This is a genomic window from Aquirufa ecclesiirivi (genome assembly GCF_011250515.1).
Taxonomy (GTDB): domain Bacteria; phylum Bacteroidota; class Bacteroidia; order Cytophagales; family Spirosomataceae; genus Aquirufa; species Aquirufa ecclesiirivi.
Map to the genome: position 1 here is coordinate 249317 of NZ_JAANOP010000002.1, position 24315 is coordinate 273631.

Below are 24315 nucleotides of genomic sequence, written 5' to 3' on the forward strand. Positions count from 1 at the left end.
CCTTCAAATTTACGTAGAATCCCAATAGCATTCCATACCTTTGCAGAATTAATGGTGATTCTGCTACTGTTTTCCCAGTTCACCCTCACTTTAAACAACTGAAAACAATGGTTTACGTCATCCGCAAGGAACATTTTAATGCCGCACATCGGCTATACAATCCCAATTGGTCAGAAGCTAAGAATGAAGAAGTATTTGGCCCCTGTGCTAACAAAAATTGGCACGGTCATAACTTTGAATTAATAGTCACCATAAAAGGTATTCCGGATCCAGAGACAGGATTTGTATTTGACTTAAAGGAATTAGGCAAACTGATTAAAAAAGAAATTATTGATAAGGTTGATCACAAAAACCTCAATATGGATGTAGATTTCATGACAGGTAAATTAGCCAGTTGTGAAAACTTAGTGATGGAATTTTGGAAAATTTTAGACCCAAAAATCAAATCCGCTTCTTCTAGTGCCCAATTGCATAAAATCCATTTGGTAGAAACCAATAAAAACTCGGTTGAATATTACGGAGAAATATAAATGAAGTATTTTATACTAGCAGGCGAAAAATCGGGCGATTTACACGGTTCCAAACTCATTAAGGAGCTATTATTGCTTGATCCTACTGCTAGCATACAAGCTTGGGGAGGAGATGACATGCAGGATGCGGGAGCAGAAGTTCTCATACATCATAAAGAGCTTGCTATCATGGGATTATTGGGTGTATTACAGAACATTCAACGACTTAAAGGCTTATTCCAAAAATTCAAAAATCAAATTCAAGCATTTCAACCAGACACCATCATCTTCATCGATTACGGTGGATTTAACTTAAAGGCAGCTAGAATTGCCAAATTGCAAGGATTTCATACCCAATTTTACATTGCTCCCAAAGTGTGGGCTTGGAATAAAGGCCGCGTAGATGTCATCAAAAAATGGATAGATCAATTGTATGTAATTTTCCCTTTCGAAAAGACGCTATTTGAAGAACATGGCATTTCTACTCATTATGTGGGTAATCCTTTGAAAGATTCCATTGATGGATTTCAGCCTAATCCCCAATTTGTCGAACACAACTCCATCCAACAACCTTGTATTTCGTTATTAGCAGGTAGTCGAAAGCAAGAAATATATGCGGCTTTGCCTGTTTTTCAAGACTTAAAGCTTCAATTCCCTAATTTACACTTTTATGTAGCTGGGCTTAAAGAATGGAAATCGATTTATGAGGCATATGATTTGGATATTATTTATGATGATACCTACAATTTGCTACAAGTATCACAAGTTGCCATTGTTACCTCTGGAACGGCGACATTAGAAACTGCCTTATTCAAAATACCCCAAATTGTCGTGTATAAGACAGACTGGCTATTTTATTCCTTAGCCAAACTATTGATAAAGATTAAATTCATATCCTTAGTCAACATCATTTTAGGTAAAGAAGCTGTTCCTGAAATGATACAATCTAAGTTTTCTGTTTCTTATATTTCAATTAAATTGAAGCAATTAATGGATACCAATTCATCCAGCAGGCAAATACAATTGAAAGCTTACGATGAATTATCTCACATCATAGGACCTGCAGGTGCATCGAAAAAAACAGCTAAGATGATGTATAATTATGCTTTAGCCTTTCAAGCTAAGTAATTCTTAATCCAAGATTTTTTTGTCCCTGGGATAGAAGCATAATAGTTCGCAATAACTTTCTTGTCCACTTCAAAATCTCCACTCGGATAAAATGGATCATTGATATGAACCCACTTATTCACATAATCAAATCCAACCATGATGATAGGAATGTTTGCCTGAACAGCAATGTGATAAAAACCTGTTTTTAATTCTTGTACATCTTTACGTGTGCCTTCAGGCGCCAGAGCGGCATGAAAATGTTTATTTGCTTGATAAATATCGACAATCGCACTAACCAAATTTTGATTCTTTGATCGATCAACTGGGTAACCTCCTAACCAACGAAACAGCCAACCAAACGGACCCTTAAAAAGTTCTTGTTTACCCCAAAAATAGATTTTCATATCAAGTAAAGAACGAACCCCTAAACCAATAGGGAAATCAACCCAAGTAGCGTGAGGACATACGATGACGATACTTTTGGGAATATCTCGTGGAATTTTTCCTTTCATTTCCCAACCCATTCCTTTAAAGAATAAGTCGAACAATGCAGATTTTATGAGCATAATTGCAATAAATAGGAGTCAATTTGATTTAAAGAACACGAAGGATCAATGAGCACTCCATTAATGCCTACTCGTTTTGCTGATTCAATATTATGAAAATTATCATCAAAAAAAACAATATTTTCCGGTTTTAACGATAAATCTTGAATTACATGGTAATAAATATTCACATCGGGCTTAATCAATCCTAGATTAAAGGAAAAATATGTTTTCTGAAACAAGGTAAATAGACTCTCTCCTTGCGGCCCTAAAGGCACTTGTGTGAATTTCTTGGCGTGAATGGCACTGGTATTACTTAACAAATAGAGGGAGAATTGCTTGGATAAATTTTCAAGCCATTCATATACACCAGGATGAAAATTCAATAGAAGTGCTAAAAATGCCTGATCAAATTGTTCATCTGTACAGTTCAAAGCTAATTTTACTCGAAGAAACTCTCTAAATTCTTCATCACTTTGTAATCCACTTTCATAAGCTGCCCAAAGGGACTGACTATGCGTTAACTCTTTAACTTCTTGGCTAGAATATTGATGGGATAAATTAGAGAAAGCGTGATACGTCTTATCTAAATCAATGGGTAATAAAACATTGCCTAAATCAAAAAGAAGTGAAGGTTTAGAAGTAGACATAGCCTTTACTCAACGACAACACCCATTTTACCGTACTTATCTATACGTGCGTCAATTCGTGCACGACTATCCATAGCACAAAGATTTTTCAATTCTTCTTTGATAACGGATTTCATTTTTGCGGCAGCCGCATCTGGATCTAAATGCGCACCTCCTAATGGCTCAGGAATAATCCCATCAATTAAGCCATTTTGCTCCATATCATTTGCTGTCAATTTCAAAGCTTCCGCAGCTTGCTCCTTATAATTCCATGATCTCCATAAAATAGAAGAACAAGATTCAGGAGAAATTACCGAATACCAAGTATTTTCCATCATTAAAACACGATCTCCAACCGCTATACCTAATGCACCACCTGACGCTCCTTCACCGATGATAATGCAAATAACAGGTACTTTCAACATGAACATATCACGAATATTCCTTGCTATAGCTTCACCTTGTCCCCTTTCTTCTGCTTCTAAACCTGGAAATGCACCTGGGGTATCAATTAAACAAACAACTGGCTTATTGAATTTCTCCGCCATTTTCATCAAACGCAATGCCTTACGGTATCCTTCAGGATTGGGCATTCCAAAATTCCGATATTGTCTTTGCTTGGTATTACGGCCTTTTTGTTGGCCAATGAACATCACAGAAAATTCTCCATCTATATTCCCAAATCCACCCACCATGGCTTTATCATCTGCTACCGAACGATCACCGTGAATTTCTATGAACTCTTCACATATTTTTTCAATATAATCAAACGTATAAGGACGATCGGGATGTCGAGATAACTGAACCCTTTGCCAGCGAGTTAAATTAGAAAATGTCTCTTTTTTCAATTCTAGAATTTTTTCTGTCAAGGATAGTACCGTAGCAGTAACATCGACATTATTTTCAATTGCTAATTTGCGCATTTCTATCAACTTATCCTCTAATTCAGCAATTGGCTTTTCAAATTCTAATAATGTTCTCATAGTAGATGTTAATTTCAAATGTAAAATTATCAATTAAAGAATGAAAGTTTGATTCTTTTCGGGCAAAATAACATCTTGATATCCCAAATTTGTTAACGCTTCTTTGAATTCTACCATACTTTCTTCTTCTCCATGTGATAGAAACACTTTTTTAAGCGTCGTTGGACTTTGTACTTTCATAAAATCCAACAAACCTAATTTATCAGCATGTCCTGAAAACACATCAATTTTACGTATTTGAGCGTGAACTTTGTATTCACGATCCCTTACTTGGATGTGGTCCGTTCCAGCTAATAATTGTCGGCCTAAAGTACCTTCCGCGGCATAACCAATCAATAAAATAGTACAATACGTATTAGAAATATTATCAGCAATATGTGTTTCTACCCTACCTCCTGAAATCATTCCTGATGAAGAAATAATGATACAGGGTTCATGGTAATTTTTTATTGCTCTACTTTCTTTCTCCGTTTGTAAAAACTTCAAGTTGTCAAAATCGAATAGTTCATCATATTCAGCTTGAAATTCTCTGGCTTCTTGATTTAAATAAGAGGAATATTTGGTATAAATCCGAGTAGAACTTTTCCCCATAGGACTATCAGTAAAAACACGTATAGCAGGGAAATGATCTTCTTCAATCAAGCGATTTAAGGTATATAAGACAGCTTGCGTTCTACCTACTGAAAAAGCGGGTATAATTAATCTACCAGGTTTATCGATGCAAGTGGCCTTAATGATATCTCCTAAAGCTTTCTTAGTACTTTCTTTATCTTCATGTACTCGATTACCATATGTGGATTCACAAACCAAATAATCGCATGCTGGCATGGTTTGAGGATCAATGTGCAAAGGGTAATTTTTTCTACCCACATCTCCACTAAATCCCAAAGTTTTCTTGACTCCATTTTCAGTAATACCCAAATGAACATGGGCTGCACCCAATAAATGACCTGCTGGAATAAAGGTAATTTCTAAATTTTCTGTGGCTCTAAATTTCTTACTAAAAGGAATAGTAATAAAATGATTGACAGAATGTTCTACATCCTTTTGTAAATACAAATCCCCTTTACGTAAAAGGCGATCCATTTGTTTATGCTTTTTTCGACTTTCTCCTTGAGCAGCTTTTAACTTTCTTAAATGTAAGTTAGCTGAATCCATTAAAAGTAATTCCGCTAATTCAGCTGTAGGAGGTGTACAAAGAACTTGTCCTTCATATCCTTCCCGATAAAGCATAGGAATATTACCCGAATGGTCAATATGTGCATGAGTAAGAATAACCAAATTGATCAAAGAAGCATCAAATGGAAAGAATGCTTTATTCTCATAGGGCTCATCAAAATCGATCTCCCGCTCCATATCCGTACCACAATCAATCAAAATCTTAAAGCCATCTTCCAATTCAAGCAAATACATACTTCCTGTCACTTGTTTGGCCGCACCTAAAAATTGTAGCTTCATATAAATCAAATAAATAGGGGCTCAAAGAGCCCCTGATACATGACAAAAATACAGCTTTTTCGTGAAATAGAAATGCCTATTTAACTTGCTTAGCAAAATCAGCCTGCATTTTATCCAAAACATCCTTAGTCAACTGCTTGTCGGCAATCACCGTTCTATATCTAAATGTCACAAATTCTCCCTTTTTTAAAGTCAAATTACGCTCATCCTTACCATTACTGAAGACTTTAGCACCTAATGGATTTACGGCAAATAAACCATATCCTCTGGCATGCCAATAACTTGGATAGCTAACATTCGCTGGGTGATCTAAAATAGCAATGTTGATAGGATGATTATCCAATTCTCCTTTCAAATTCAACCATTTAGCACGGGTACTCCAAACCTTCTCACCTGTAATTCCTTCACTGCTCTCATAATCGCCACTTACTCCAGTATTATCTAATACAGGAACTTTTGTTTCTACTCCATGAGCATCCGTAAAAATATCTGGTTTATTCGAAGGGATTTCCAATTGACGAGCCACCCGAATCGCAAACATTCCATCTTTTACATCTTTAAAAAGAACGGTTTCTGCTAAAGCAGTTAAGGTAGTAATTCGATCAATGATACGAACATCCGAAGTTCCTGAAAAAGCATAGCTTGTCTTTTCTGCTAATACCTTCGCTCCTTTCCCATCACTGTCAATCCAAGTAGCCGAAACAGCTAATTCTCCTTTTTCTTTACCAGACTTCATGTTCAATACTTGTTCATGAACAATGGTTCCAAATTTATGACTCTTCATTCCATCTGAAATGTTATTGGAATTATTCCAATAATCAAAACCATTCACATCTTCGTAATTTAACCACATACCGACGTGGTGAGGGTGATCAGTACGTTCTCCTGGACGAATAGCTACTGGATAACCACGCGTAATAGTACTCCCTTTAGCACTCAAAATAGGGTAAAGAACGGCCTTTTTCAGGATGGCTTCACCGGGGAAAAAATAAGAAGTAAAATACTTCCCACCAACCATCACATCAATCTTCTTTTCAGCATCATTTTTTTTGAAACTAACTGATTGGTTTTGAGCATTGACTTGAAAAGCGATGCAAGCAGATAAGATTAAAAATAATTTTTTCATAAAAATAAGTTTAAAGTAAAATTCCGAGAATGACTCCTCGGAATTTCACAAAATAACAAAATCAAATTGACATTAATATCCTGGGTTTTGTGGAAAACCTGTAGAAGTACCATCTGCTCGATCAATTTGTACTTGTGGAATAGGTCTTAATACATGGTGAGCTTTGATAAAAGGAGCGGCCTGAGGATTAAACTTCTTTACTCGGTCAATCAAATTCCCCCAACGAGCTAAATCTAACCAGCGAGATTGTTCTCCTAATAATTCACGCTCACGTTCTTCCATAACAAAATCAATGGTTAATTCGTCTGCCTTAACCATCATTTCGTTTTCTTTACCTGGCCAAGCAGCACGACGACGAATCATATTGTAATTTGCCGCAGCATCAGCTTTAAGACCAGAAAAATATTGAGCTTCAGCTAGCATCAAATAGGTATCTGCCAATCTAAATGCAATAAAATCACGACCACCTTCGAATTGAGTACGATCTACACGACCACCATCAAAATGCTTGTTGATAGCTAAGAATATACGCTCATCATAACGAGAAGGAACCAATACTTGATATTTCTTTTTAGCTCTTTCAGCTTCCGACATTTCATAACCTGGTAAGAAAATCGCTGTATCACCTAAAGCGAAAGTGACCGTTTTTTTGGTTAAGTCAAAACTTGTATTGTAAGTTCCTGGCTTATTAGACAAATAAGTATCCTTGAACGTTTTCTTGTAACGACTGTCATTTTCGCGATTATTGAAAACCACATCTAAAGTATAATTCGTTGGTTTGTAACGCTTAAATGGACGACCATTTTCTGTATCACGCTGCATGCCAGGTAATACGTCATATTCCATACCAAAAAATACGTGTGCATTATTACCACCAGCATTTGTTAACGGATCACGAGTATACTGAATAGACCAGATAACCTCATTATTCATTTCGTTTCCTTGCTTGTGAACATCAGCAAAATTAGGTAACAAAGTCAAACCATAATTTGCAATCACACTTTTTAGATTAACAATGGCTTTAGCATAATCATCACCAGCTTTAGCTGAAGAGGTTGCTTTAGTCAAATATACCCTACCTAATAAATGTTCTGCAGCGGCACGTGTAGCACGACCGTATTCAGCGGATCTTGATTTATTCTCCAAATCAGGAATCGCTTCATTCAAGTCCTTGATGATTTGAGCATACTGTGCAGCTACCGTACTACGTTTTACTACTTTTGTTGGTGCCAAAGTTTCAGTTAAGCGTAAATCTACCCCACCAAACAATTGAGTAAAAATAAAATAATGGTGTGCACGAATAAACTTAGCTTCAGCTACACGTTGTTTTTTAACAGACTCTGATAAACCAGTTACTGCAACCGACCGTTCAATAATCGCATTACACGTATTGATACCTTGGTAAAAATCATTCCATATTTCAGCTAAATGTCCATTTCTGGTATCAAAATCTGTTGTATAGGTATTCATAAACTTCCAACTTCCGTCAGCACCATTGGTATAGGTATCTGTTCCAAAAATTGTCAAGTTCATACCGCGCTCTGTTCCATACCATGAGCGCATGGTAGAATAAGCAGCACTCGTAGCATCGTTTAATCCTTTGGCAGTATTGATATAATCATTACCAATTCGTGAAACGACATTCTCTGTTAGCAAATCATTACAGGATTGTAAACCTAAACCTAAAGTTCCAATCAATCCTAAATTTGCTAAAAAACTTATTTTTTTAAATAATTTAAAGCTTTTCATATCTATCAATATTTGAAATATTTTTAAAATTTAAGATTTACGCCGAAAGTAAGTACACTCGTTGCAGGTGAAACGTTCGTGTTTACTTCACCACCTCCAACGCCTTGCTCTCCATCTACGTAAGTTTCAGGATCAATACCTTTGTATTTTTGACGGTATTCTGCCAAAATTAATGGTTGCTGGATACTTGCATACACGCGGATACTTTCCATCTTCCATTTTTTAGCTACAGCATCTGGTATATTGTAACCAATATTGATATTTCTAATTTTAAAGAATGAACCTTCAAAATATGTCAATGAACTTCCGTATTTCGGAAACTCTTGTGTCACAACTGGCTGAGGAAACTCGTTGGTTGGATTATTGGGAGTCCAAAAGTTCAATGACAAGTTGTTGTATCTACCAGCCAATTGATTGACGTTATCATGAAAACGGCTACGAATCATTTGACCTACACGAGCAAAAACAAAGAAGGATAAGTCAAAACCTTTGTATGAAAATCTGTTGGTTAAACCTGCTGTAAAAGAAGGTACCGCAGATCCTAAAATTTGACGATCATCTGCATTAATTTTGCCATCATTATTATAGTCTTGCACTTTAATTTGACCCACTTTATCACCATATTTAGCTGCCTCATCTTTTTCAGAAGTTTGCCAAATTCCAATTTTCTTGTAGTCAAAGAATACACTTAAAGGCTGACCAATAAATCTACCAGCACCAATATCATCCACTTTTCCATTAGCTAACTCAATAATGGATTCTCTATTTCTATTGAAAATCAAATCCGTTGTCCAGTTAAAACCTCCTTTATCTACGTTAACAGATGATAATGTCAATTCAAGTCCTGTATTTTGAGTCTCACCAATGTTGGTTGTAAATCCACCGAAACCAATAGAAGTAGGTAGAGGTTGAGGAGCTAATAAATTCGTCGTATTAGTTACATAGTATTCAGCAGTACCTGAAATTCTTCCGCGTAAGAAACTGAAATCTAAACCAATGTTTTTCGTAGTGGATGTTTCCCAACGTAAATCTGGATTACCGATAGTATTAGGACGGTATCCATAAGCTGCAGCATTATCCCAAGCATACGCAGTTCTACCTAATAAAGCCTGTGTTTGATAAGGATTAATAGCTTGATTACCAATGGCACCCCAGCTAGCACGTAATTTCAACTGGTCTATGGCAGTGATATCCTTAATAAAAGGCTCTTCTGACATGTTCCAACCAACGGCCACAGATGGGAATAAACCAAACTTGGTATTAGCTCCAAATCGTGAAGATCCGTCCGCTCTCAAAGTAGCTGTAATTAAGTACTTTTCTTTATAGTCATAGTTCAAACGACCCATGTAGGATAACAAAGTCCATTCGATTAAATCAGTATTAGCACCAGTAATCTGACTAGCATCACCTAAACGATGATAAGATTCTGATTCCGCTGGAATACCATTTACAGAAATAGAAGTACGCTCATCACGGTCACGCTGAATAGACTGCAAACCAGTAAAATTGACGTTGTGAACATCTTTAAATTTACGATTATAAGTAATCACGTTTTCTAAAGTCCAATTGAACAAAAATTGCTCACTGATAGCACCGTTTGCATTACCTCCACGGTTATTGTTTGTAAATGCTCCAATGAATCGACCAGCACGACCAATAGTCAAATCAGGACCAAAATTCACACGATATTTTAAGCCTTTAGCTATATTCCATTCTCCATATAAGCTATTAAAAGTTCTAAAACGCTTATTTTCATCAATGTTAGCTCCTGGAACAATTTCTGCAAATGGATTTGTTCTTAATCCATCATTCGTTGGAAGAAACACTAAATTTCCATTGGCATCATAAGGTTCTCCCAATGGATTCTCTTGCATAGCTCCACCTAGAATATTAAGGTTTTCTCCATTACGCAAGCTATTTACTACCAAAGTAGATAAACCAATCTTAATCTTGTCATTAATTTGATGATCCAAATTTACACGGAAAGTATAACGAGTAAAATCTTGCATCTTAACCACACCAATATCATTAAAATAATTGGCAGAAATATTGAAAGTAGTCTTTTCTGAACCACCAGAAACAGATACTTGATGGCTTTGAATAGCACCAGCACGCAACATCCCTCCTACGTAATCCGTACTTCTACCAGTAGCTATACTAGTTAATTCTCTAGGCTCAAATATTTTAGCATCATCAGCAGCTGTCGCAGCACCAAGCGGATATTGACCAACTGCACGTCGAGACTCTCTTTTGTATTCAGCAAACTCCGCACCATTCATTACTTGGATTGTTCCTAATTGCTGATTAACACCATAATATGAGTCGACAGAAACAACTGTTTTACCAACTTTACCCCTTTTGGTACTGATGATAACCACACCATTTGCACCTCTGGAACCATAAATAGCTGTTGCTGATGCATCTTTTAATACTTCCATGGAGGTAATATCAGATGGGTTGATATCGTCTATACCACCAGATAATGGAATTCCATCCACTACATATAATGGATCATTTGATGCATTAAAGGATCTTCTACCACGAATACGGATTTGTGGACCCGCTCCCGGCTTAGAACCAGGCTGAACCACGTCAACCCCTGCGGCTCTACCTTGTAAAGCTTGACGAGCATTGGTTACAGGTAATTCGGAAATCTCTTTTGCTCCTACCGAGGAAATAGCACCTGTCATTTGACTCTTTTTCTGAGTACCATAACCAACTACTACTACTTCACTTAAACTAGTATTGTCTGCTAACAATTTAACATCAATCTGACTTTTTGACCCAACAGTTATTTCTTGGGGCAAATATCCCACTGAAGTAATCAATAATACAGACGAATTAGCAGCTGAAATTTTAAAATTTCCATTTACATCTGATGATGTACCTGTCTTGGTTCCTTTTATCAAAACCGAAACCCCAGGAATCCCCGAACCATCTTCAGCAGAAATAATTTTTCCACTGATGGAACGCTCCTGAGCAAATAACTGAATTCCTAAAAAAACAAATATCATGCTTAATAGGAACTTTGAAAGTAATTTTTTTCTCATTTGTTCTAAAATAATAAGTTAATAAGAATGCAAAGTATTTTGAATTCTACTCCATAATGCCTTGCTCTCATCAGGAGTTAGCTGGACCTTAGGGTTTATGAATTTTCTAGGCTGGTTCCAGGAATTACTAGAAAATTTTACTAAAAATTTACTAATGCGGTCACGCATGAAGCGTTTTAAGTTTCTTTGTTCCTTTCCATTTTGATGTATCATTTAAAGTTTTTTTTGTACAATTACTATGTAAAGCAATATGCACAAACTTTTTACTCATTTTTCATCAAAATGCTACATTTTCATAGACCATTAAATCTTTCATCTGACGTAATGCTCCAAAAATCAAATTATAGACCGATTGTGGATTAATTTTCATGGATTGACTGATCTGGTCCGTATCCATATTGTGGTAAAATTTTAAAGAAATAGCCTCCCTTTGTCTTTTACTTAATTTTAATAAACATTGTGACAATTGTTTATTCGTAGATATTTCATCTTCCATGCGAATCATCAAATATTCCTGGCTGTAATCACGATCTGCCGACTCTAAATAATAATTAGCATGATGTTGTGCATTTTTTAATTGTCCATCCAAATGACGTACTAATTTTCTTTTGATGGATGCCATCAAATAAAATTTGACACTGGTAGTTGGACCTAGGTTAGCATGATTACGCCATAGTTCAACAAACAAATCATGCAAACAATCTTTGATTAATTCCTTATCACTAGTAATCCCCATGGAATAGGAATATAGAGGCTGTACGAAATGCTGATAAAGGCAAGTAAAGGCCTGGTGATTTCCATTTCTGAATTGGTCCCAAACTTCCACTTCATTGATGCTTTGTTTCATTGGTATTCTGATTAATAGGACTTTTGTAAGTAGTTCATTTTTTTTACTCCATATTTTCTATCGAGTGAAACCAATATAGATATACCAATTATAATAATTCAATGAAAATCTTTAATTTTTTTCCGTAAACGTTTACGTAAACGTTTACAATTTTTAAGTCTTCGAGAAAATTGAAAATTGTCTTTAAAAATGGTCTAAATAATATTTCTCCCAAAAAAAATACCATAAACTAAAAATTGACTATTTTTAAGTTTTCCAACAAAAATGAATCAACAAATTAAAAAATTAAACACCTTGGATGCCTCTATGCTGGTCATGGGATCCATGATCGGATCAGGTATTTTCTTGGTAAGTTCGGAAGTAGCTAGACAAATATCTAGTCCATATATGTGGCTGGGAACCTGGATACTTACAAGTTTTTTAACCATTACAGGGGCCTATGCTTATGGTAAGCTCTCTACCCTTTTTCCTCAAACAGGTGGTCAATATATTTACTTAAAGGAAGCCTATTCTCCCATGACGGGATTTTTATTTGGCTGGACTACCTTTTTGGTAATTCAAACGGGTACTATCGCAGCAGTTGCAGTGGCATTCGCTAAGTATACTGGGTTTTTATTCCCGACTTGGATCAATGAAGATGCTATTATATTTAATTACATCAATAGTCAACAAATATTGGCAGCTGCATTGATAGCATTACTAACGTATTTTAATTTAAAAGGAATATCCTTTGCGTCATTCATTCAAAACCTGTTCACTTTTACCAAAATTGGAGCCATCATTGTATTAATCCTGATTGGATTCTATGTTGGTTTTCAAAATGATTGGTTACATTTTACTGACTTTTTCAGAGAAGTAAAAACCTTTGATACTCCCACTCAACAGTTAATTCCTATTGATACCTTCACTTTAGCTAGTTTATTTGGTGTAGCGATGATTGGACCACTATTTTCCTCCTCTGCTTGGAATAATGTCACATTTGCTAGTCAAGATTTTGAAGATCCCAAAAAAACCATTGCTAAAGGTTTAGTCTATGGTTCTGCCTTGGTGTGTTTATTGTACATCTTAACCAATATTGCCTATTTAGGTATTTTGCCCTTGGACGGTAATCCTTCTGGCGAAACTGCCTACGAACGAGGTATTATGTTTGCCAGTCAAGATAGACTAGGTTCAGCAGCCCTACAAAGTGTATTTGGTACCATAGGGGCTACTTTAATGGCCATATTTATTATGATATCCACGTTTGGTTGCAATAATGGAATCATTCTTGCTGGTGGTCGACTTTTTGAGGCGATGGCTCAAGACAAATTATTCTTTTCCAAAGCAGCTCATTTGAACAAAAATGGCGCACCAGCATATTCCCTAATCATCCAAGGTATTTGGGCCATCCTTTTATGTTTCTCTGGTGGGTACGGGACTTTATTAGATTTTACTGTTTTTGCTATCTTACTTTTCTATTTCCTGACGGTTATGTCTTTATATAAGGAAAAGATTTCCAAAGGATTATTAAGCAATACAAATAAACTATTATTTGCCGTCTACTTACTAATCTTAATAGCTATTGCTGCGAACTTATTATATGTCAAAACCTTATCATCTACGATTGGACTTATCTTAGTGATTTCTGGGGTGCCTTTTTACTATATAATGAAACGAAATCAAAGTAAGGACTGACTTTTAAACCATTTGAATAAACTTTCAAACCAATCATCTCCGGTTGTTTTATTATTTAAACCAAATCCATGTCCTCCTTTGGCATATACATGTAGATCACTAGAAATATTCAAGTCACTCAATTTCTCGACATACAACAAAGAATTTTTAACGGGTACCGCTTTATCATCTGCTGCATGAACTAAAAATGCAGGAGGTGTTTGAGCGCTTACTTGCTCTTCATTGGAGAACAAATGTAAATCATCTTCGGACATAGCTGGACCGATTAAATTCTTAGCCGAGCCTTGATGTCCAAAAGAACGAAAACTAATCACTGGGTACAACAGTATTTGAAAGTCTGGACGCAAATTAGCCCCATCATTAATTCCTGTATAATCTTTGTTAAAATGTGTCGCTACACTAGCTGCTAAATGTCCTCCTGCTGAAAAGCCCATAATACCTATTTTCTTAGGATCTATTCCCCACTCAGATGCGTGTTGACGTGTCAAGCGAATGGCTTGTTGAGCATCTTGTAATGGGGCAATTCGTTTATCTACTTGTCTTTTTGCATCAGGTAAACGGTAAAATAAAACCAATGCATGTATACCCTTTTCATTGAACTTCTTAGCAATATCGGATCCTTCATGAGAAGAAGCTAAAATTCCATAACCTCCTCCTGGACAAACAATCACACAAGGTTTCATGGATCCAGTACCTGCCGAATAAAACTGATAAGTGGGTATCGTCACTTTGGCAATGCGAGAAATCCCATTGGTAACAGCTACATTTTGTTCGTTTGGACCATCAATGAAATTAGGTATTGCTCCTGAATATAGAGCTTGAGGACCTTGTGCCATTAGACAAAAAGAAAGGTTTAAAATAGAAAAAAGAGTCAAAAGGATTTTTTTCATGACTTAATAACAGGTTTAGTTTTATCGCTAGTAATTAAAACGACTGCCAATAGTATGAAAAAACTAGCAAATAATAAAATTGGGTGTAACTCTTCATCTAAAACCAAATTTCCTAATATTAGGGCGACAACCGGGTTTACATAGGTAAAAGTTGCCACTAAAGTTGCATCACACTCTTTAGAAAGATATCCAAACAATGAAAAGCCTGCCATAGAACCAATTAATGTCAAATAGGCAAAAACCGACCATGCCGACATAGGTACTGCATCAAAATGCAATAAAGCTAAATCGCCTTTTATAGAACTAATGAAAATGAGGGGAATACTTCCTGAAATCATTTGAATGGCACAAACCTGCGTGAAATGATAGGTGTTAGCTTTGGTTGATTGTACTCGAAATACAGCAATATTCCATGCTAACACTGCACCCAGTAAGAGTAAGATACCCGAAAAGAATTCATCTTCTTTTCCAGGAATGGATAAATCTTTTTGTGAACTCATCAGCAATATGCCCACTAAGCCCAAAAAAGTAGCTACAATTTTTTTAATGCTTGGTTTTATACCTTCTAGCCAAAAAAATATCACTAAAATTAATGGACCTAGAGCCATAAAGACCGCTGAAAAACCCGAAGGAACAATGGAGCTGGCTACCGCAAGTGAGGCATTATTGACCGTAATAAATAATAATCCTGCCATGATGTGAACACGTAGATGTTTCATCGGCATTTTAACCCAATATCCGCCTATGATAGACCAAGTTAAAAGCAATAGACCTGCCGTTAAATTTCTACCATAAGATATAAACAAGGGTGGAAAATAGGCCACTAAAATTCGAACACTAAGAAATGTGGAACCCCATATCAAATATAGCAAACCCAATGCTATCAGATTAGGTAGACTTAATGAACCTTTTTTTAACATGCTATTGTAATAAATCAGGTCTGCGTTCCTGGGTTCGTTTTACTGATTGCTCATGTCTCCAAGCTTCAATTTTCTTTTCATGACCTGAAAGCAATACTTCAGGTACATCCATTCCTTGGAAACTTGCAGGTCTTGTATATACAGGCGGAGCTAATAATCCATCCTGAAATGAATCTGTAAGTGCTGAACTTTCATCACCTATGGCTCCTGGAATCAATCGAATGATGGCATCAGCGCAAACGGCTGCAGCTATTTCACCTCCAGATAACACATAGTCGCCAATCGATATTTCACGAGTGACGTATTTTTCTCGAATTCTTTCGTCGATGCCTTTATAGTGCCCACAAATGAATAATAGATTCTCCGACAAACTTAATTGATTCGCTAAACCTTGTTGGAATGTTTGACCATCTGGTGTCAAAAAAATAATGTCTTGATAGGTTCTTTCGGCCATTAAAGAATCTAAACACGTAGAAAGTGGCTCCACCGCAATCACCATCCCTGCACCACCTCCAAAAGGATAATCATCCACTTGTCTAAATTTCTTGGAAGAATAATCGTGCAAATCATGCAAATGAATAGAAACCAATCCCGCCTGACTTGCTCTTTTACAAATAGAATGTTCAAAAAAACTTTGCATCAAGGCAGGAACCACCGAAATGATATCAATTCGCATCATCTAAATATACTTCTAAAAGGCCTTCGGGTAAAATACTATGAATCACTTGATTCTTTTTGTCTACTTTGGGTATGATTTCATCCATCAAAGGAATTAATACTTCCTTAGTCTGATATGTCATCACCAATACATCTTGCGCACCAGTGGAATAAACTTCCTTGACAGTACCTAGAGCACCGTGATTTTTATCGATTACTTGATATCCCACAATTTCATGGTAATAAAATTGATTATCCTTCAATTTGGGCAACATTGAAACTGGCAAAAATAACTTGACACCGACTAATTCTTTAGCGGCATCCAAGGTATCAATCCCCTCCAAACACATCAAATTCAAGTTAGATCTAATTTGTAAATCCGTAATGAAATAGGGAACCATTTCGTTTCCTAATTGTAAGAATACAGCATCTAAATCCTCATATTCTTCTGGATCATCTACATCTAAATACACATGGAATGCTCCCTTAATACCATGAGGTTTAGAAAGCGTTCCTAATTCAAAATATTCTGTTGCTGCCATAGGTACAAAAAAAAATCATACAAATCTGAATATCAAATTTGTATGATTTTAAATGATTTTAAAAATTATTCTGCAGCAGGAGCTTCTGCTTCTGGAGCAGCTTCTTCACTTGCTGGTGCTTCTTCTGTTGCAGGAGCTACCTCTTCAATTGCTGGAGCTTCCTCAACTGCAGGAGTCTCTTCTGAAACTACTTCAGCTACAACTGTTTCTTCTACCTCTTCAACAGCATCATCATCACTTTCATTAATAGCTTCCACTACACTAGCTACTAAAGCTTCATCTTCCACCTTGTTCTTTGCTGCAATAACTTCTGCACGTGCTGCAGAAACCTTAGCTTCAGCTGCTAAACGAGTAGCCTTAGACTTATCTTTTGAATCTTGGATGTTAGTAGACTTAGTTTGAATCTTAGTCTCTTTTTCTGCTTTCCAAGCTTCAAACTTCGCGTCTGCTTGCTCTTGTGTAATAGCACCTTTAATGACACCTACTTGTAAGTGTTTCTTGTATAAAATACCGCGGTACGACAAAATTGCTTTTGCTGTATCCGTTGGTTGAGCTCCATTCATTACCCATTTAAGTGCTTGTGCATCGTTCAAGACGATAGTAGCAGGATTTGAATTTGGGTTATACGTACCAATTTTCTCAATAAAACGACCGTCGCGAGGTGCACGAGCATCTGCTACAACTAAGTCAAAAATTGCCAATTTCTTGCGTCCACGACGCGCTAGTCTGATTTTAACAGCCATTATTTGTTGGGTTATGAGGGATCTCGTCCCTCGAGTTTATAAAAATGTTTGCGAAATTAATGATTTTAGACAGAATTTCCAAGTAAAAGAAATAGAGAAAATAAATCTATAAGCCGAATTCTGTAAGCTGTAAAGCCTTCTTATCATTTATCTTGGATGAATATCACTATTCACCTCTAGCAATCTACCCGCTGACATCGGACGAGCAACCCTTTTGTCTTTCGACAGCCAGCCTATTTGATCTTGCAACGCGTGAGGTTTACCTATGCCTATTTTGTCACCAAAACAGCGGTGAGCTCTTACCTCGCCTTTTCACCCTTACCCCGAAAGGCGGTTATTTTCTGTGGCACTATCTGTCAGATTACGAATAATCTTCCTTCCCGTTAGGAAGCACGATGCTCTATGTTGTTCGGACTTTCCTCTTTTAAAAAGCGATAAGACGATTTATTTTCTCTGGCGCAAAGGTAGTATTTATTTCCTTATCAACCATTTACCCTGAATTTTGCCCACCACATTCAAGACCTCCTGATTCCATTGCAAACTATCCAAACGAATATGCATATCAGAATCTATCATGCCACTATTCATCCACTTAGAGCGATCTATAAACAGCATAGGGTCAATATTGAAACGATTCAAATTCTTCTCTAAACTACGAATAACTTGTTTTTTAAATAAAGTGGAGGGGAAGCGAAGTCCAGATAACTCCTTGGATACCAAACGAATACTCAGCCTATTGTCTTCCAGTAAAACAGGAATAAAATCAAAACTAAAAGAACTAGCCTTGCCCTTGTATCCCAAAATAGTACAATGTATCCATCGGGTATCGGTTGTTTGTAAGGTCAAAGTTAAATTAGCTTGCTTGGTCCCAATTCTCATCTGGGATTCTACTAAAGATCTCAAATATTCCCAACTTAATTGGACCGAAAATGGAGCACCTGAATCCACGAATGAAGGTACATTTGAGATTAATTTGATTGAATTTTTCTGAAGTACTCGATTGTCAAATACATTCGTAAATACTAAAGAAGAATTGGCAAAAACTGTACCCCTGACACTTGTTGAACCAAAAACCAATTTTTCTAAAGCAATTTGACTAAGAGTAGGATGCAGGACAAAATCAGCAACTGGTATACTATGTATTGCCTTGTTTAATATCTTTTCCAAGTTGGACACTTGAAGCGTTTGGTTGATTTGGGTTGTTACCTGATTAATTAATTGTTCCTGCTTGCTAGCTAAGAGTCGGTCTATTACAGAAGAAACATTTACCCCAAATCCAGCTACTCGTAAACTGGGTTTTTCTTTCCATTGATAGGAATACTTAATTTGTTGAATAGATAATGAACTAACGGGCTTCGTTATAACATCAGCTTGTAAACTAACATCCATTTGTCCATTCACTTTACCAGCAGAAAAACCCGCTAAACTCGGCTCTGCAGTAAAACTGATAGGTACTTTTACTTGAATGGATCGATCATTATTACCTTGAATTTGAGCCTTATTTAGCATATTCACTTGCAGGGGAAAACCTACAATAGACGCATCAGACCCCGTTTGAAAGATGGTCTTTCCTGGCTGTAATTTCATCCATTTTTGCAATGTATCATAACTAAATTCAAAGTCTACTTGAGTGAAACTTGGTGATAATTGGCTAAATTTTTCTTGATATACTGCTGGTTTAGAGGGCAATAAAACATCTTTTCGACAAGAAAATCCCAATAGAACTATCAATAAAATTAAAATGTACCTCATAGTTGATTTAATCTTTTCCGAATAATCCATTCAATTCCTAAAATTCCCAACATTATAGCACCAAAATACGGCCACTCCCAAAGACTTATTTCCTTTATGCTAACTTCACTTTCAGCCAATTTATTATCCAAAACCATTTTTTTAATTTCAGTGGATTCGACTAGGTCAACACCTTCTCGATGGCTTAAAACTTGTAATGCGATACTATTTCGACCAAGCAATTTTTCTGGGTTGGAGTCTAACACATAAAATTCTCCTGTAAATTCTACATCTTTTCCTTGGTAGTTTACCTTAGCTTGATATTGATATTTCCCCAGCTGTTTAGGCTTGAAATTAACCATCTGATGAGCTTCACTCATAATTCGATTAAACTGATTAGTGGAATTTGCACTTGAAATTTTCCAATGCACTGGTATATTTTTTGAATTTGTTAAGTCTGAGTTTAACTGCCTCATTTCAAATAAAACATCCTCACCCATCGAAACTTGAGGTTTCGCTAATTCAATAGAAAACAAATCATTCGCTTGTCTTAAAAAACTAATTTTAAACATTTCATGCAAACTCGAATCCAACAAACGAAATGAGCCCGTACTTTTCATTTCAGCCATTTGTTCTTTCCAAAGTGATGCATTTGAGCTAAAAAGACTAGTTCTTTGTTCTGAGAATTTCTTCCAAATACTAGGAAAATAGTTTCCAAGCTTAGTAAATTCTTCAAATGGAGGCCGATCCTGCTTTATGTCATTTGGTATATTCAAAAACCAAACAGATTTATCTTTTGGAAATTCCTTGGGTAGTATTCCATAAAACAAGTAATTATCGGAATTCGGTAATGTCTTAATGTCTGAACCAAAGTTCCAGTGTATTTTGATTTTAGCATCTTTTGCCACACGATTTATAACTCCTAAATTGGGATTAGGTGCTATAGCAAATGCTTCAACCTTTGCCTGAAACTCTTGAATTATCCAAGTGAACCCTTGACCCAAGGATGAATCATGTTCCATTTGAATCCGTATACGATGGGTGCCAATGTCTTTGGACACTAACTCTAGGTCGATTTGTTGAAAATCTTTCCAAACACCCCCTTGTGCTCTTATTGTTTGATGCAATTTACCATCAATCAAAACCTGAATATTGGGTGATTTTTGACCCAACTTAAGATTAGACCAAACCGATATTGGAACATGAACACGTTCTCCTGGCACAGAAACCAATGTTTTTGTAGGAAAATTTAAGCCTATTTTTTGAGCGCTAATTTCCTTTCCAAAAGGAATGATATGAATCTTTGGTCCGTGATGTATGGGACTTTCCAAATCACTTAATTGTCCGTCCGTTACAAAAAACACATGCGACAAGTGGTAGTTCTTACTTTCCTTCCGAATCCATTCTTGCACTTTTGCCCATGAAGAAGCCTCCCCATGGGGAGTTATTTCATCCATGTTCTTTCCCCCTTTATTTAAACCCAATACGTTGAGTTCACTGGATGAAGTATTTAATGTTTGTACATCCTTACTTACCAAATTGATGAATTCAGTATAAGACGCAAGATTCATAGATTGGGAATCATCTATGATCAAAAGTATTTTGGAAGGAAGCTTCGTAGATTCTTCCATCACTATTTTCCATGGAATAAAACAAAGAACTATTCCTACCAGAAACAAACCTCGTAAAAATCCTTGAACACCGTAAATCAGTCGATGAGTATGGCTCTTATTTTGAAACCAATAATATGCCAGACCAATAAAAAAAGCTAAGCTCAATCCCACCCAAAGGGGAACTGAGCTTAGCCATAAATTCAAGAGAAATGGATGCATTAGGTTAAAAGGCCCCCATCAACTTGTAATACCTGACCAGTCACATAAGAAGAAAGTTCAGAACCTAAAAACAAACATACATTTGCCACTTCGTTTGCCTGTCCACCTCTTTTCAATGGAATAGCTTTAGTCCATTCATCTACCGTGGCCTCATTGAGTTCTCCCGTCATTTCTGTTTCAATAAAACCAGGAGCAATGGCATTGCAACGTATATTTCTTGATCCTAATTCTAAAGCGACCGACTTGGTAAATCCAATAATACCAGCTTTGGAAGCTGAATAATTTGCCTGTCCAGCATTACCTTTAATCCCTACTATAGATGTTAAATTGATGATGGAACCCGACTTAGCTTTCATCATAGGTTTGATGACTGCTTTTGTCAAATTGAAAACTGATTTCAGGTTTACCCGAATTACTTCGTCCCATTGTTCTTCACTCATGCGCATCAATAAACCATCACGTGTAATACCAGCATTGTTTATTAATACATCAATGGAGCCAAAATCTTCCAAAACAGAATTAACTAATTCTTCTGATTCCGTATACTGAGACGCGTCAGAACGATATCCTTTGGCACGAATACCAAAAGCAGCTAATTCCTTTTCAAGTGCCTCTCCTTTTTCCACAGAAGATAAATAGGTAAAAGCTACATTAGCTCCTGATTTAGCAAAAGATGTCGCGATAGCACGTCCAATTCCTCTAGATGCTCCTGTAACTAATACAACCTTGTTTTCAACTAATTTCATACAAATAATTTAATCTTTTTAATTGGTTTTTCTAGTAAGAACTATTTCTGTTGCCCCTTCCTCAAAATCGGCTTCAATAATCTCATTTTCCGCTAGAGGTCCTTTTAAAATCTCTTCAGCTAATGGATCCTCCAAGTATTTTTGAATGGCACGGTTCAAAGGTCTAGCTCCATACTGAGGATCATATCCCTTATCTGCAATATAATCCTTGGCTTTATCCGTCAAAGTTACCGTATATCCTAAATTGCTCAAACGAGTTTTTAATTTAATCAACATTAAATCGATGATTTGATGTAAATCTGCTCGTTCTAATGAATTAAACACAATAATATCGTCCAAACGGTTAATAAATTCAGGTGCAAAAGCTTTCTTCAAAGCATTTTGTATCGTTGATTTAGCATGCTCCTCCACATTATCCATTCTCGATTTCGTTGAGAATCCAATTCCAGAACCAAAGTCTTTTAAATCACGAGCACCAATATTGGAAGTCATGATAATGATTGTATTTCTAAAATCAACCCTTCTACCTAATCCATCCGTTAAAATACCATCATCCAAAACTTGTAACAACAAATTGAAAACATCTGGATGCGCCTTTTCAATTTCATCTAATAAAACCACGGAATATGGCTTTCTTCGAATCTTCTCTGTTAATTGTCCACCTTCTTCATATCCAACATATCCTGGAGGCGCTCCAACCAAACGAGATACACTGAATTTCTCCATGTATTCACTCATATCGATACGAACCAAAGCATCTTCTTTATCAAACAAATAAGAAGCTAAGACCTTCGCCATTTCAGTTTTACCTACACCTGTTGGTCCAAGAAATATAAAGGATCCAATGGGTTTTTTAGGATCTTTCAATCCCACACGGGTACGTTGAATGGCTTTTACTAATTTTTTAATGGCGTCTGCTTGACCAATGACATGCTTGGACATTTCTTGCTCCATCAACAACAACTTTTCACCTTCTTTAGCCGCAACACGATTAACAGGTATACCTGTCATTTGAGCAATAACCTCAGCCACATGTTCTTCGGTAACCGTGAACTTCTGCTTTTTAGATTCTTCCTCCCAAATGTTTTTGGCTTGCTCCAATTGATCAATTAATTTCTTTTCACGATCCCGCAATTGAGCTGCTTCCTCGTATTTCTGAGATTTAACGACTTGATTTTTCTCCTTTTTAACAATCTCAATTTGGGATTCTAAAGCCACAATATCAGCAGGAACATTGATATTAGAAATATGTACACGTGCTCCCACCTCATCCATTACATCAATAGCTTTGTCTGGTAAGAAACGATCTGAAACATATCGATCCGATAATTTAACAGCAGAAATAATGGATTCTGGCGTGTAAATCACATGGTGATGCTCTTCGTACTTATCCTTAATGTTGTGTAAGATTTCAATCGTTTCATCGACGGTAGTTGCATCAACCATCACAGTTTGAAAACGACGAGCCAAGGCTCCATCTTTTTCAATGTATTGACGGTACTCATCTAAGGTTGTAGCTCCAATAACCTGTATGTCACCTCTCGCAAGAGCTGGTTTAAACATATTAGAAGCATCCAATGAACCCGAAGCCCCACCAGCACCTACAATAGTATGCAATTCATCAATAAATAAAATTACATCAGTAGATTTCTCTAATTCATTCATCACGGCTTTCATTCGTTCCTCAAACTGACCACGGTATTTGGTACCAGCCACTAAGGAAGCTAAATCAAGCGTAACTACTCGCTTGCCAAATAAGACCCTAGAAACTTTCTTTTGAATGATTCTAAGTGCTAAGCCTTCTGCAATGGCCGTTTTACCTACGCCAGGCTCTCCAATTAAAATTGGGTTATTCTTCTTACGACGCGACAAAATTTGGGCAACACGCTCAATTTCTTTTTCTCGTCCGACGATGGGGTCTAACTTACCATTTTCAGCAATTTTTGTTAAATCTCGACCAAAATTATCTAAAACTGGAGTTTTGCTTTTCTCTGTACTTTTTGTTCCAGATGAAGCCGAAGAACCTGAACCAGCCGAACCACCTGATCCAGATGAATACAAACGACTATCATCATCATTGTCGTCTGTGTCCGAACTTGACTTAGGTGAATTTTCTTGTCCAGCACCATTTTGAAATTCTACCATTTCTTTGATTAAATCATAATAGACCTGGTATTTTTCTAAAATTTGCGTAGCCACATTATCCTCATCTCGTAAAATCGCCATCAACAAATGGTCTGTTCCTACTAAATTAGTTTTGAAATATTTCGCTTCTAAATAAGTCAAACGCAATACCTTTTCCGCCTGTTTGGTCAAAGGAATGTTCAACATATTTTGTTTATCAAAAGATGAACGACTGGTCGAAGCGGTCGAATGTTCAATACTTTGCCTTAATTGATCTAAGGAAACCCCGGACTTCAACAATAAATCAATTCCCGGTCCTTCTCCATCACGAATCATTCCTAGCATTAGGTGCTCTGTCCCAATGTAATCATGTCCTAAACGTAAGGCCTCTTCTCTTGATAGAGAAATTACTTCTTTCACTTTATTTGAAAACTTAGCCTCCATATAATT

At 36.5% G+C, this 24315-nt stretch carries 20 protein-coding genes and 1 other RNA gene; 3 read left to right on the forward strand and 18 right to left on the reverse strand.

Features of this window, described 5'->3' with window-relative positions; translation table 11 throughout:
* Window positions 1-107: 107 nt before the first annotated feature.
* Together G9H65_RS04405 and lpxB are read left to right on the forward strand one after the other, a co-directional pair.
* Window positions 108-530, forward strand: coding sequence for a 6-pyruvoyl trahydropterin synthase family protein (locus G9H65_RS04405; RefSeq protein ID WP_166374127.1), 423 nt, complete (start codon window positions 108-110; stop codon window positions 528-530).
* Window positions 531-1637: a lipid-A-disaccharide synthase gene (gene lpxB, locus G9H65_RS04410; protein WP_166374128.1), complete on the forward strand. Its 1107-nt coding sequence runs from the start codon at window positions 531-533 to the stop codon at window positions 1635-1637. It abuts the gene before it with no gap.
* On the opposite strand, the gene G9H65_RS04415 is transcribed toward lpxB, so the two are convergent.
* From G9H65_RS04415 to G9H65_RS04450, 8 genes are all read right to left on the reverse strand, one after another.
* Window positions 1625-2185, reverse strand: coding sequence for a 1-acyl-sn-glycerol-3-phosphate acyltransferase (locus G9H65_RS04415; RefSeq protein WP_166374129.1), 561 nt, complete (start codon window positions 2183-2185; stop codon window positions 1625-1627). The genes lpxB and G9H65_RS04415 overlap by 13 nt on opposite strands.
* Window positions 2176-2814 (reverse strand): HAD family hydrolase, encoded by a 639-nt coding sequence (locus tag G9H65_RS04420; protein WP_166374130.1) that lies wholly within the window; start codon window positions 2812-2814, stop codon window positions 2176-2178. Before G9H65_RS04420 ends, G9H65_RS04415 begins: the two co-directional genes overlap by 10 nt.
* Window positions 2815-2819: 5 nt before the next feature.
* Window positions 2820-3776 carry an acetyl-CoA carboxylase carboxyltransferase subunit alpha gene (locus G9H65_RS04425; protein ID WP_166374131.1) on the reverse strand — a complete coding sequence of 319 codons (957 nt, stop codon included), beginning with the start codon at window positions 3774-3776 and terminating at the stop codon, window positions 2820-2822.
* A gap of 33 nt (window positions 3777-3809) precedes the next feature.
* Window positions 3810-5234, reverse strand: a complete 1425-nt coding sequence (locus G9H65_RS04430; protein ID WP_166374132.1) for an MBL fold metallo-hydrolase RNA specificity domain-containing protein — start codon at window positions 5232-5234, stop codon at window positions 3810-3812.
* 76 nt (window positions 5235-5310) lie between these two features.
* Window positions 5311-6360, reverse strand: a complete 1050-nt coding sequence (locus G9H65_RS04435; protein ID WP_166374133.1) for a DUF6807 domain-containing protein — start codon at window positions 6358-6360, stop codon at window positions 5311-5313.
* Window positions 6361-6432: 72 nt separating this feature from the next.
* A complete protein-coding gene (locus tag G9H65_RS04440; protein WP_166374134.1) occupies window positions 6433-8109 on the reverse strand; it encodes a RagB/SusD family nutrient uptake outer membrane protein in 1677 nt (558 codons plus the stop codon).
* A gap of 23 nt (window positions 8110-8132) precedes the next feature.
* The gene (locus G9H65_RS04445; protein ID WP_235927465.1) at window positions 8133-11123 is read right to left on the reverse strand and encodes a SusC/RagA family TonB-linked outer membrane protein; all 2991 of its coding nucleotides are present in this window, start codon (window positions 11121-11123) and stop codon (window positions 8133-8135) included.
* Between the two features lie 313 nt (window positions 11124-11436).
* Entirely contained in the window at window positions 11437-12006 is a 570-nt protein-coding gene (locus G9H65_RS04450; RefSeq protein WP_166374136.1) for an RNA polymerase sigma factor, read from the reverse strand.
* A gap of 264 nt (window positions 12007-12270) precedes the next feature.
* On the opposite strand from G9H65_RS04450, the gene G9H65_RS04455 reads away from it, so the two are divergent.
* Window positions 12271-13680: an APC family permease gene (locus G9H65_RS04455; protein WP_166374137.1), complete on the forward strand. Its 1410-nt coding sequence runs from the start codon at window positions 12271-12273 to the stop codon at window positions 13678-13680.
* Here the strand turns inward: G9H65_RS04455 and G9H65_RS04460 are convergent.
* The 10 genes from G9H65_RS04460 to G9H65_RS04505 all read right to left on the reverse strand — a co-directional run bounded on the left by G9H65_RS04460 (window position 13665) and on the right by G9H65_RS04505 (window position 24309).
* The gene (locus G9H65_RS04460) at window positions 13665-14570 is read right to left on the reverse strand and encodes an alpha/beta hydrolase (protein ID WP_166374138.1); all 906 of its coding nucleotides are present in this window, start codon (window positions 14568-14570) and stop codon (window positions 13665-13667) included. The two genes, G9H65_RS04455 and G9H65_RS04460, sit on opposite strands and share 16 nt — an antisense overlap.
* Window positions 14567-15490: an EamA family transporter gene (locus G9H65_RS04465; protein WP_166374139.1), complete on the reverse strand. Its 924-nt coding sequence runs from the start codon at window positions 15488-15490 to the stop codon at window positions 14567-14569. The genes G9H65_RS04460 and G9H65_RS04465 overlap by 4 nt, the downstream gene beginning before the upstream one ends.
* Before the next feature lies 1 nt (window position 15491).
* Window positions 15492-16166 (reverse strand): tRNA (guanosine(37)-N1)-methyltransferase TrmD, encoded by a 675-nt coding sequence (gene trmD / locus G9H65_RS04470; protein WP_166374311.1) that lies wholly within the window; start codon window positions 16164-16166, stop codon window positions 15492-15494.
* Window positions 16156-16689 carry a ribosome maturation factor RimM gene (rimM, locus tag G9H65_RS04475; RefSeq protein ID WP_166374140.1) on the reverse strand — a complete coding sequence of 178 codons (534 nt, stop codon included), beginning with the start codon at window positions 16687-16689 and terminating at the stop codon, window positions 16156-16158. Before rimM ends, trmD begins: the two co-directional genes overlap by 11 nt.
* 65 nt (window positions 16690-16754) lie before the next feature.
* Complete coding sequence (locus tag G9H65_RS04480) at window positions 16755-17432, reverse strand: 30S ribosomal protein S16 (protein ID WP_166374141.1); 678 nt, start codon at window positions 17430-17432, stop codon at window positions 16755-16757.
* A gap of 93 nt (window positions 17433-17525) precedes the next feature.
* An RNA gene (gene rnpB, locus G9H65_RS04485) (RNase P RNA component class A) lies at window positions 17526-17883 on the reverse strand.
* A 20-nt stretch (window positions 17884-17903) separates the two neighbouring features.
* Window positions 17904-19184: a DUF4403 family protein gene (locus G9H65_RS04490; RefSeq protein WP_166374142.1), complete on the reverse strand. Its 1281-nt coding sequence runs from the start codon at window positions 19182-19184 to the stop codon at window positions 17904-17906.
* Entirely contained in the window at window positions 19181-20995 is a 1815-nt protein-coding gene (locus G9H65_RS04495; protein WP_166374143.1) for a hypothetical protein, read from the reverse strand. Before G9H65_RS04495 ends, G9H65_RS04490 begins: the two co-directional genes overlap by 4 nt.
* Complete coding sequence (fabG, locus tag G9H65_RS04500; protein WP_166374144.1) at window positions 20995-21741, reverse strand: 3-oxoacyl-[acyl-carrier-protein] reductase; 747 nt, start codon at window positions 21739-21741, stop codon at window positions 20995-20997. Before fabG ends, G9H65_RS04495 begins: the two co-directional genes overlap by 1 nt.
* Window positions 21742-21759: 18 nt before the next feature.
* Window positions 21760-24309 (reverse strand): ATP-dependent Clp protease ATP-binding subunit, encoded by a 2550-nt coding sequence (locus G9H65_RS04505; RefSeq protein ID WP_166374145.1) that lies wholly within the window; start codon window positions 24307-24309, stop codon window positions 21760-21762.
* Between the last annotated feature and the right edge of the window lie 6 nt (window positions 24310-24315).

Bases quoted from the DNA above. Each gene is read 5' to 3' on its own strand.
- G9H65_RS04405 (WP_166374127.1), top strand. From the start codon at position 108: ATGGTTTACGTCATCCGCAAGGAACATTTTAATGCCGCACATCGGCTA.
- G9H65_RS04490 (WP_166374142.1), bottom strand. From the start codon at position 19,184: ATGAGGTACATTTTAATTTTATTGATAGTTCTATTGGGATTTTCTTGT.
- G9H65_RS04445 (WP_235927465.1), bottom strand. From the start codon at position 11,123: ATGATATTTGTTTTTTTAGGAATTCAGTTATTTGCTCAGGAGCGTTCC.
- lpxB (WP_166374128.1), top strand. From the start codon at position 531: ATGAAGTATTTTATACTAGCAGGCGAAAAATCGGGCGATTTACACGGT.
- rimM (WP_166374140.1), bottom strand. From the start codon at position 16,689: ATGGCAGCAACAGAATATTTTGAATTAGGAACGCTTTCTAAACCTCAT.
- G9H65_RS04460 (WP_166374138.1), bottom strand. From the start codon at position 14,570: ATGAAAAAAATCCTTTTGACTCTTTTTTCTATTTTAAACCTTTCTTTT.
- G9H65_RS04505 (WP_166374145.1), bottom strand. From the start codon at position 24,309: ATGGAGGCTAAGTTTTCAAATAAAGTGAAAGAAGTAATTTCTCTATCA.
- G9H65_RS04450 (WP_166374136.1), bottom strand. From the start codon at position 12,006: ATGAAACAAAGCATCAATGAAGTGGAAGTTTGGGACCAATTCAGAAAT.
- G9H65_RS04455 (WP_166374137.1), top strand. From the start codon at position 12,271: ATGAATCAACAAATTAAAAAATTAAACACCTTGGATGCCTCTATGCTG.
- G9H65_RS04425 (WP_166374131.1), bottom strand. From the start codon at position 3,776: ATGAGAACATTATTAGAATTTGAAAAGCCAATTGCTGAATTAGAGGAT.
- trmD (WP_166374311.1), bottom strand. From the start codon at position 16,166: ATGCGAATTGATATCATTTCGGTGGTTCCTGCCTTGATGCAAAGTTTT.
- G9H65_RS04430 (WP_166374132.1), bottom strand. From the start codon at position 5,234: ATGAAGCTACAATTTTTAGGTGCGGCCAAACAAGTGACAGGAAGTATG.
- G9H65_RS04465 (WP_166374139.1), bottom strand. From the start codon at position 15,490: ATGTTAAAAAAAGGTTCATTAAGTCTACCTAATCTGATAGCATTGGGT.
- G9H65_RS04415 (WP_166374129.1), bottom strand. From the start codon at position 2,185: ATGCTCATAAAATCTGCATTGTTCGACTTATTCTTTAAAGGAATGGGT.
- fabG (WP_166374144.1), bottom strand. From the start codon at position 21,741: ATGAAATTAGTTGAAAACAAGGTTGTATTAGTTACAGGAGCATCTAGA.
- G9H65_RS04480 (WP_166374141.1), bottom strand. From the start codon at position 17,432: ATGGCTGTTAAAATCAGACTAGCGCGTCGTGGACGCAAGAAATTGGCA.
- G9H65_RS04435 (WP_166374133.1), bottom strand. From the start codon at position 6,360: ATGAAAAAATTATTTTTAATCTTATCTGCTTGCATCGCTTTTCAAGTC.
- G9H65_RS04495 (WP_166374143.1), bottom strand. From the start codon at position 20,995: ATGCATCCATTTCTCTTGAATTTATGGCTAAGCTCAGTTCCCCTTTGG.
- G9H65_RS04440 (WP_166374134.1), bottom strand. From the start codon at position 8,109: ATGAAAAGCTTTAAATTATTTAAAAAAATAAGTTTTTTAGCAAATTTA.
- G9H65_RS04420 (WP_166374130.1), bottom strand. From the start codon at position 2,814: ATGTCTACTTCTAAACCTTCACTTCTTTTTGATTTAGGCAATGTTTTA.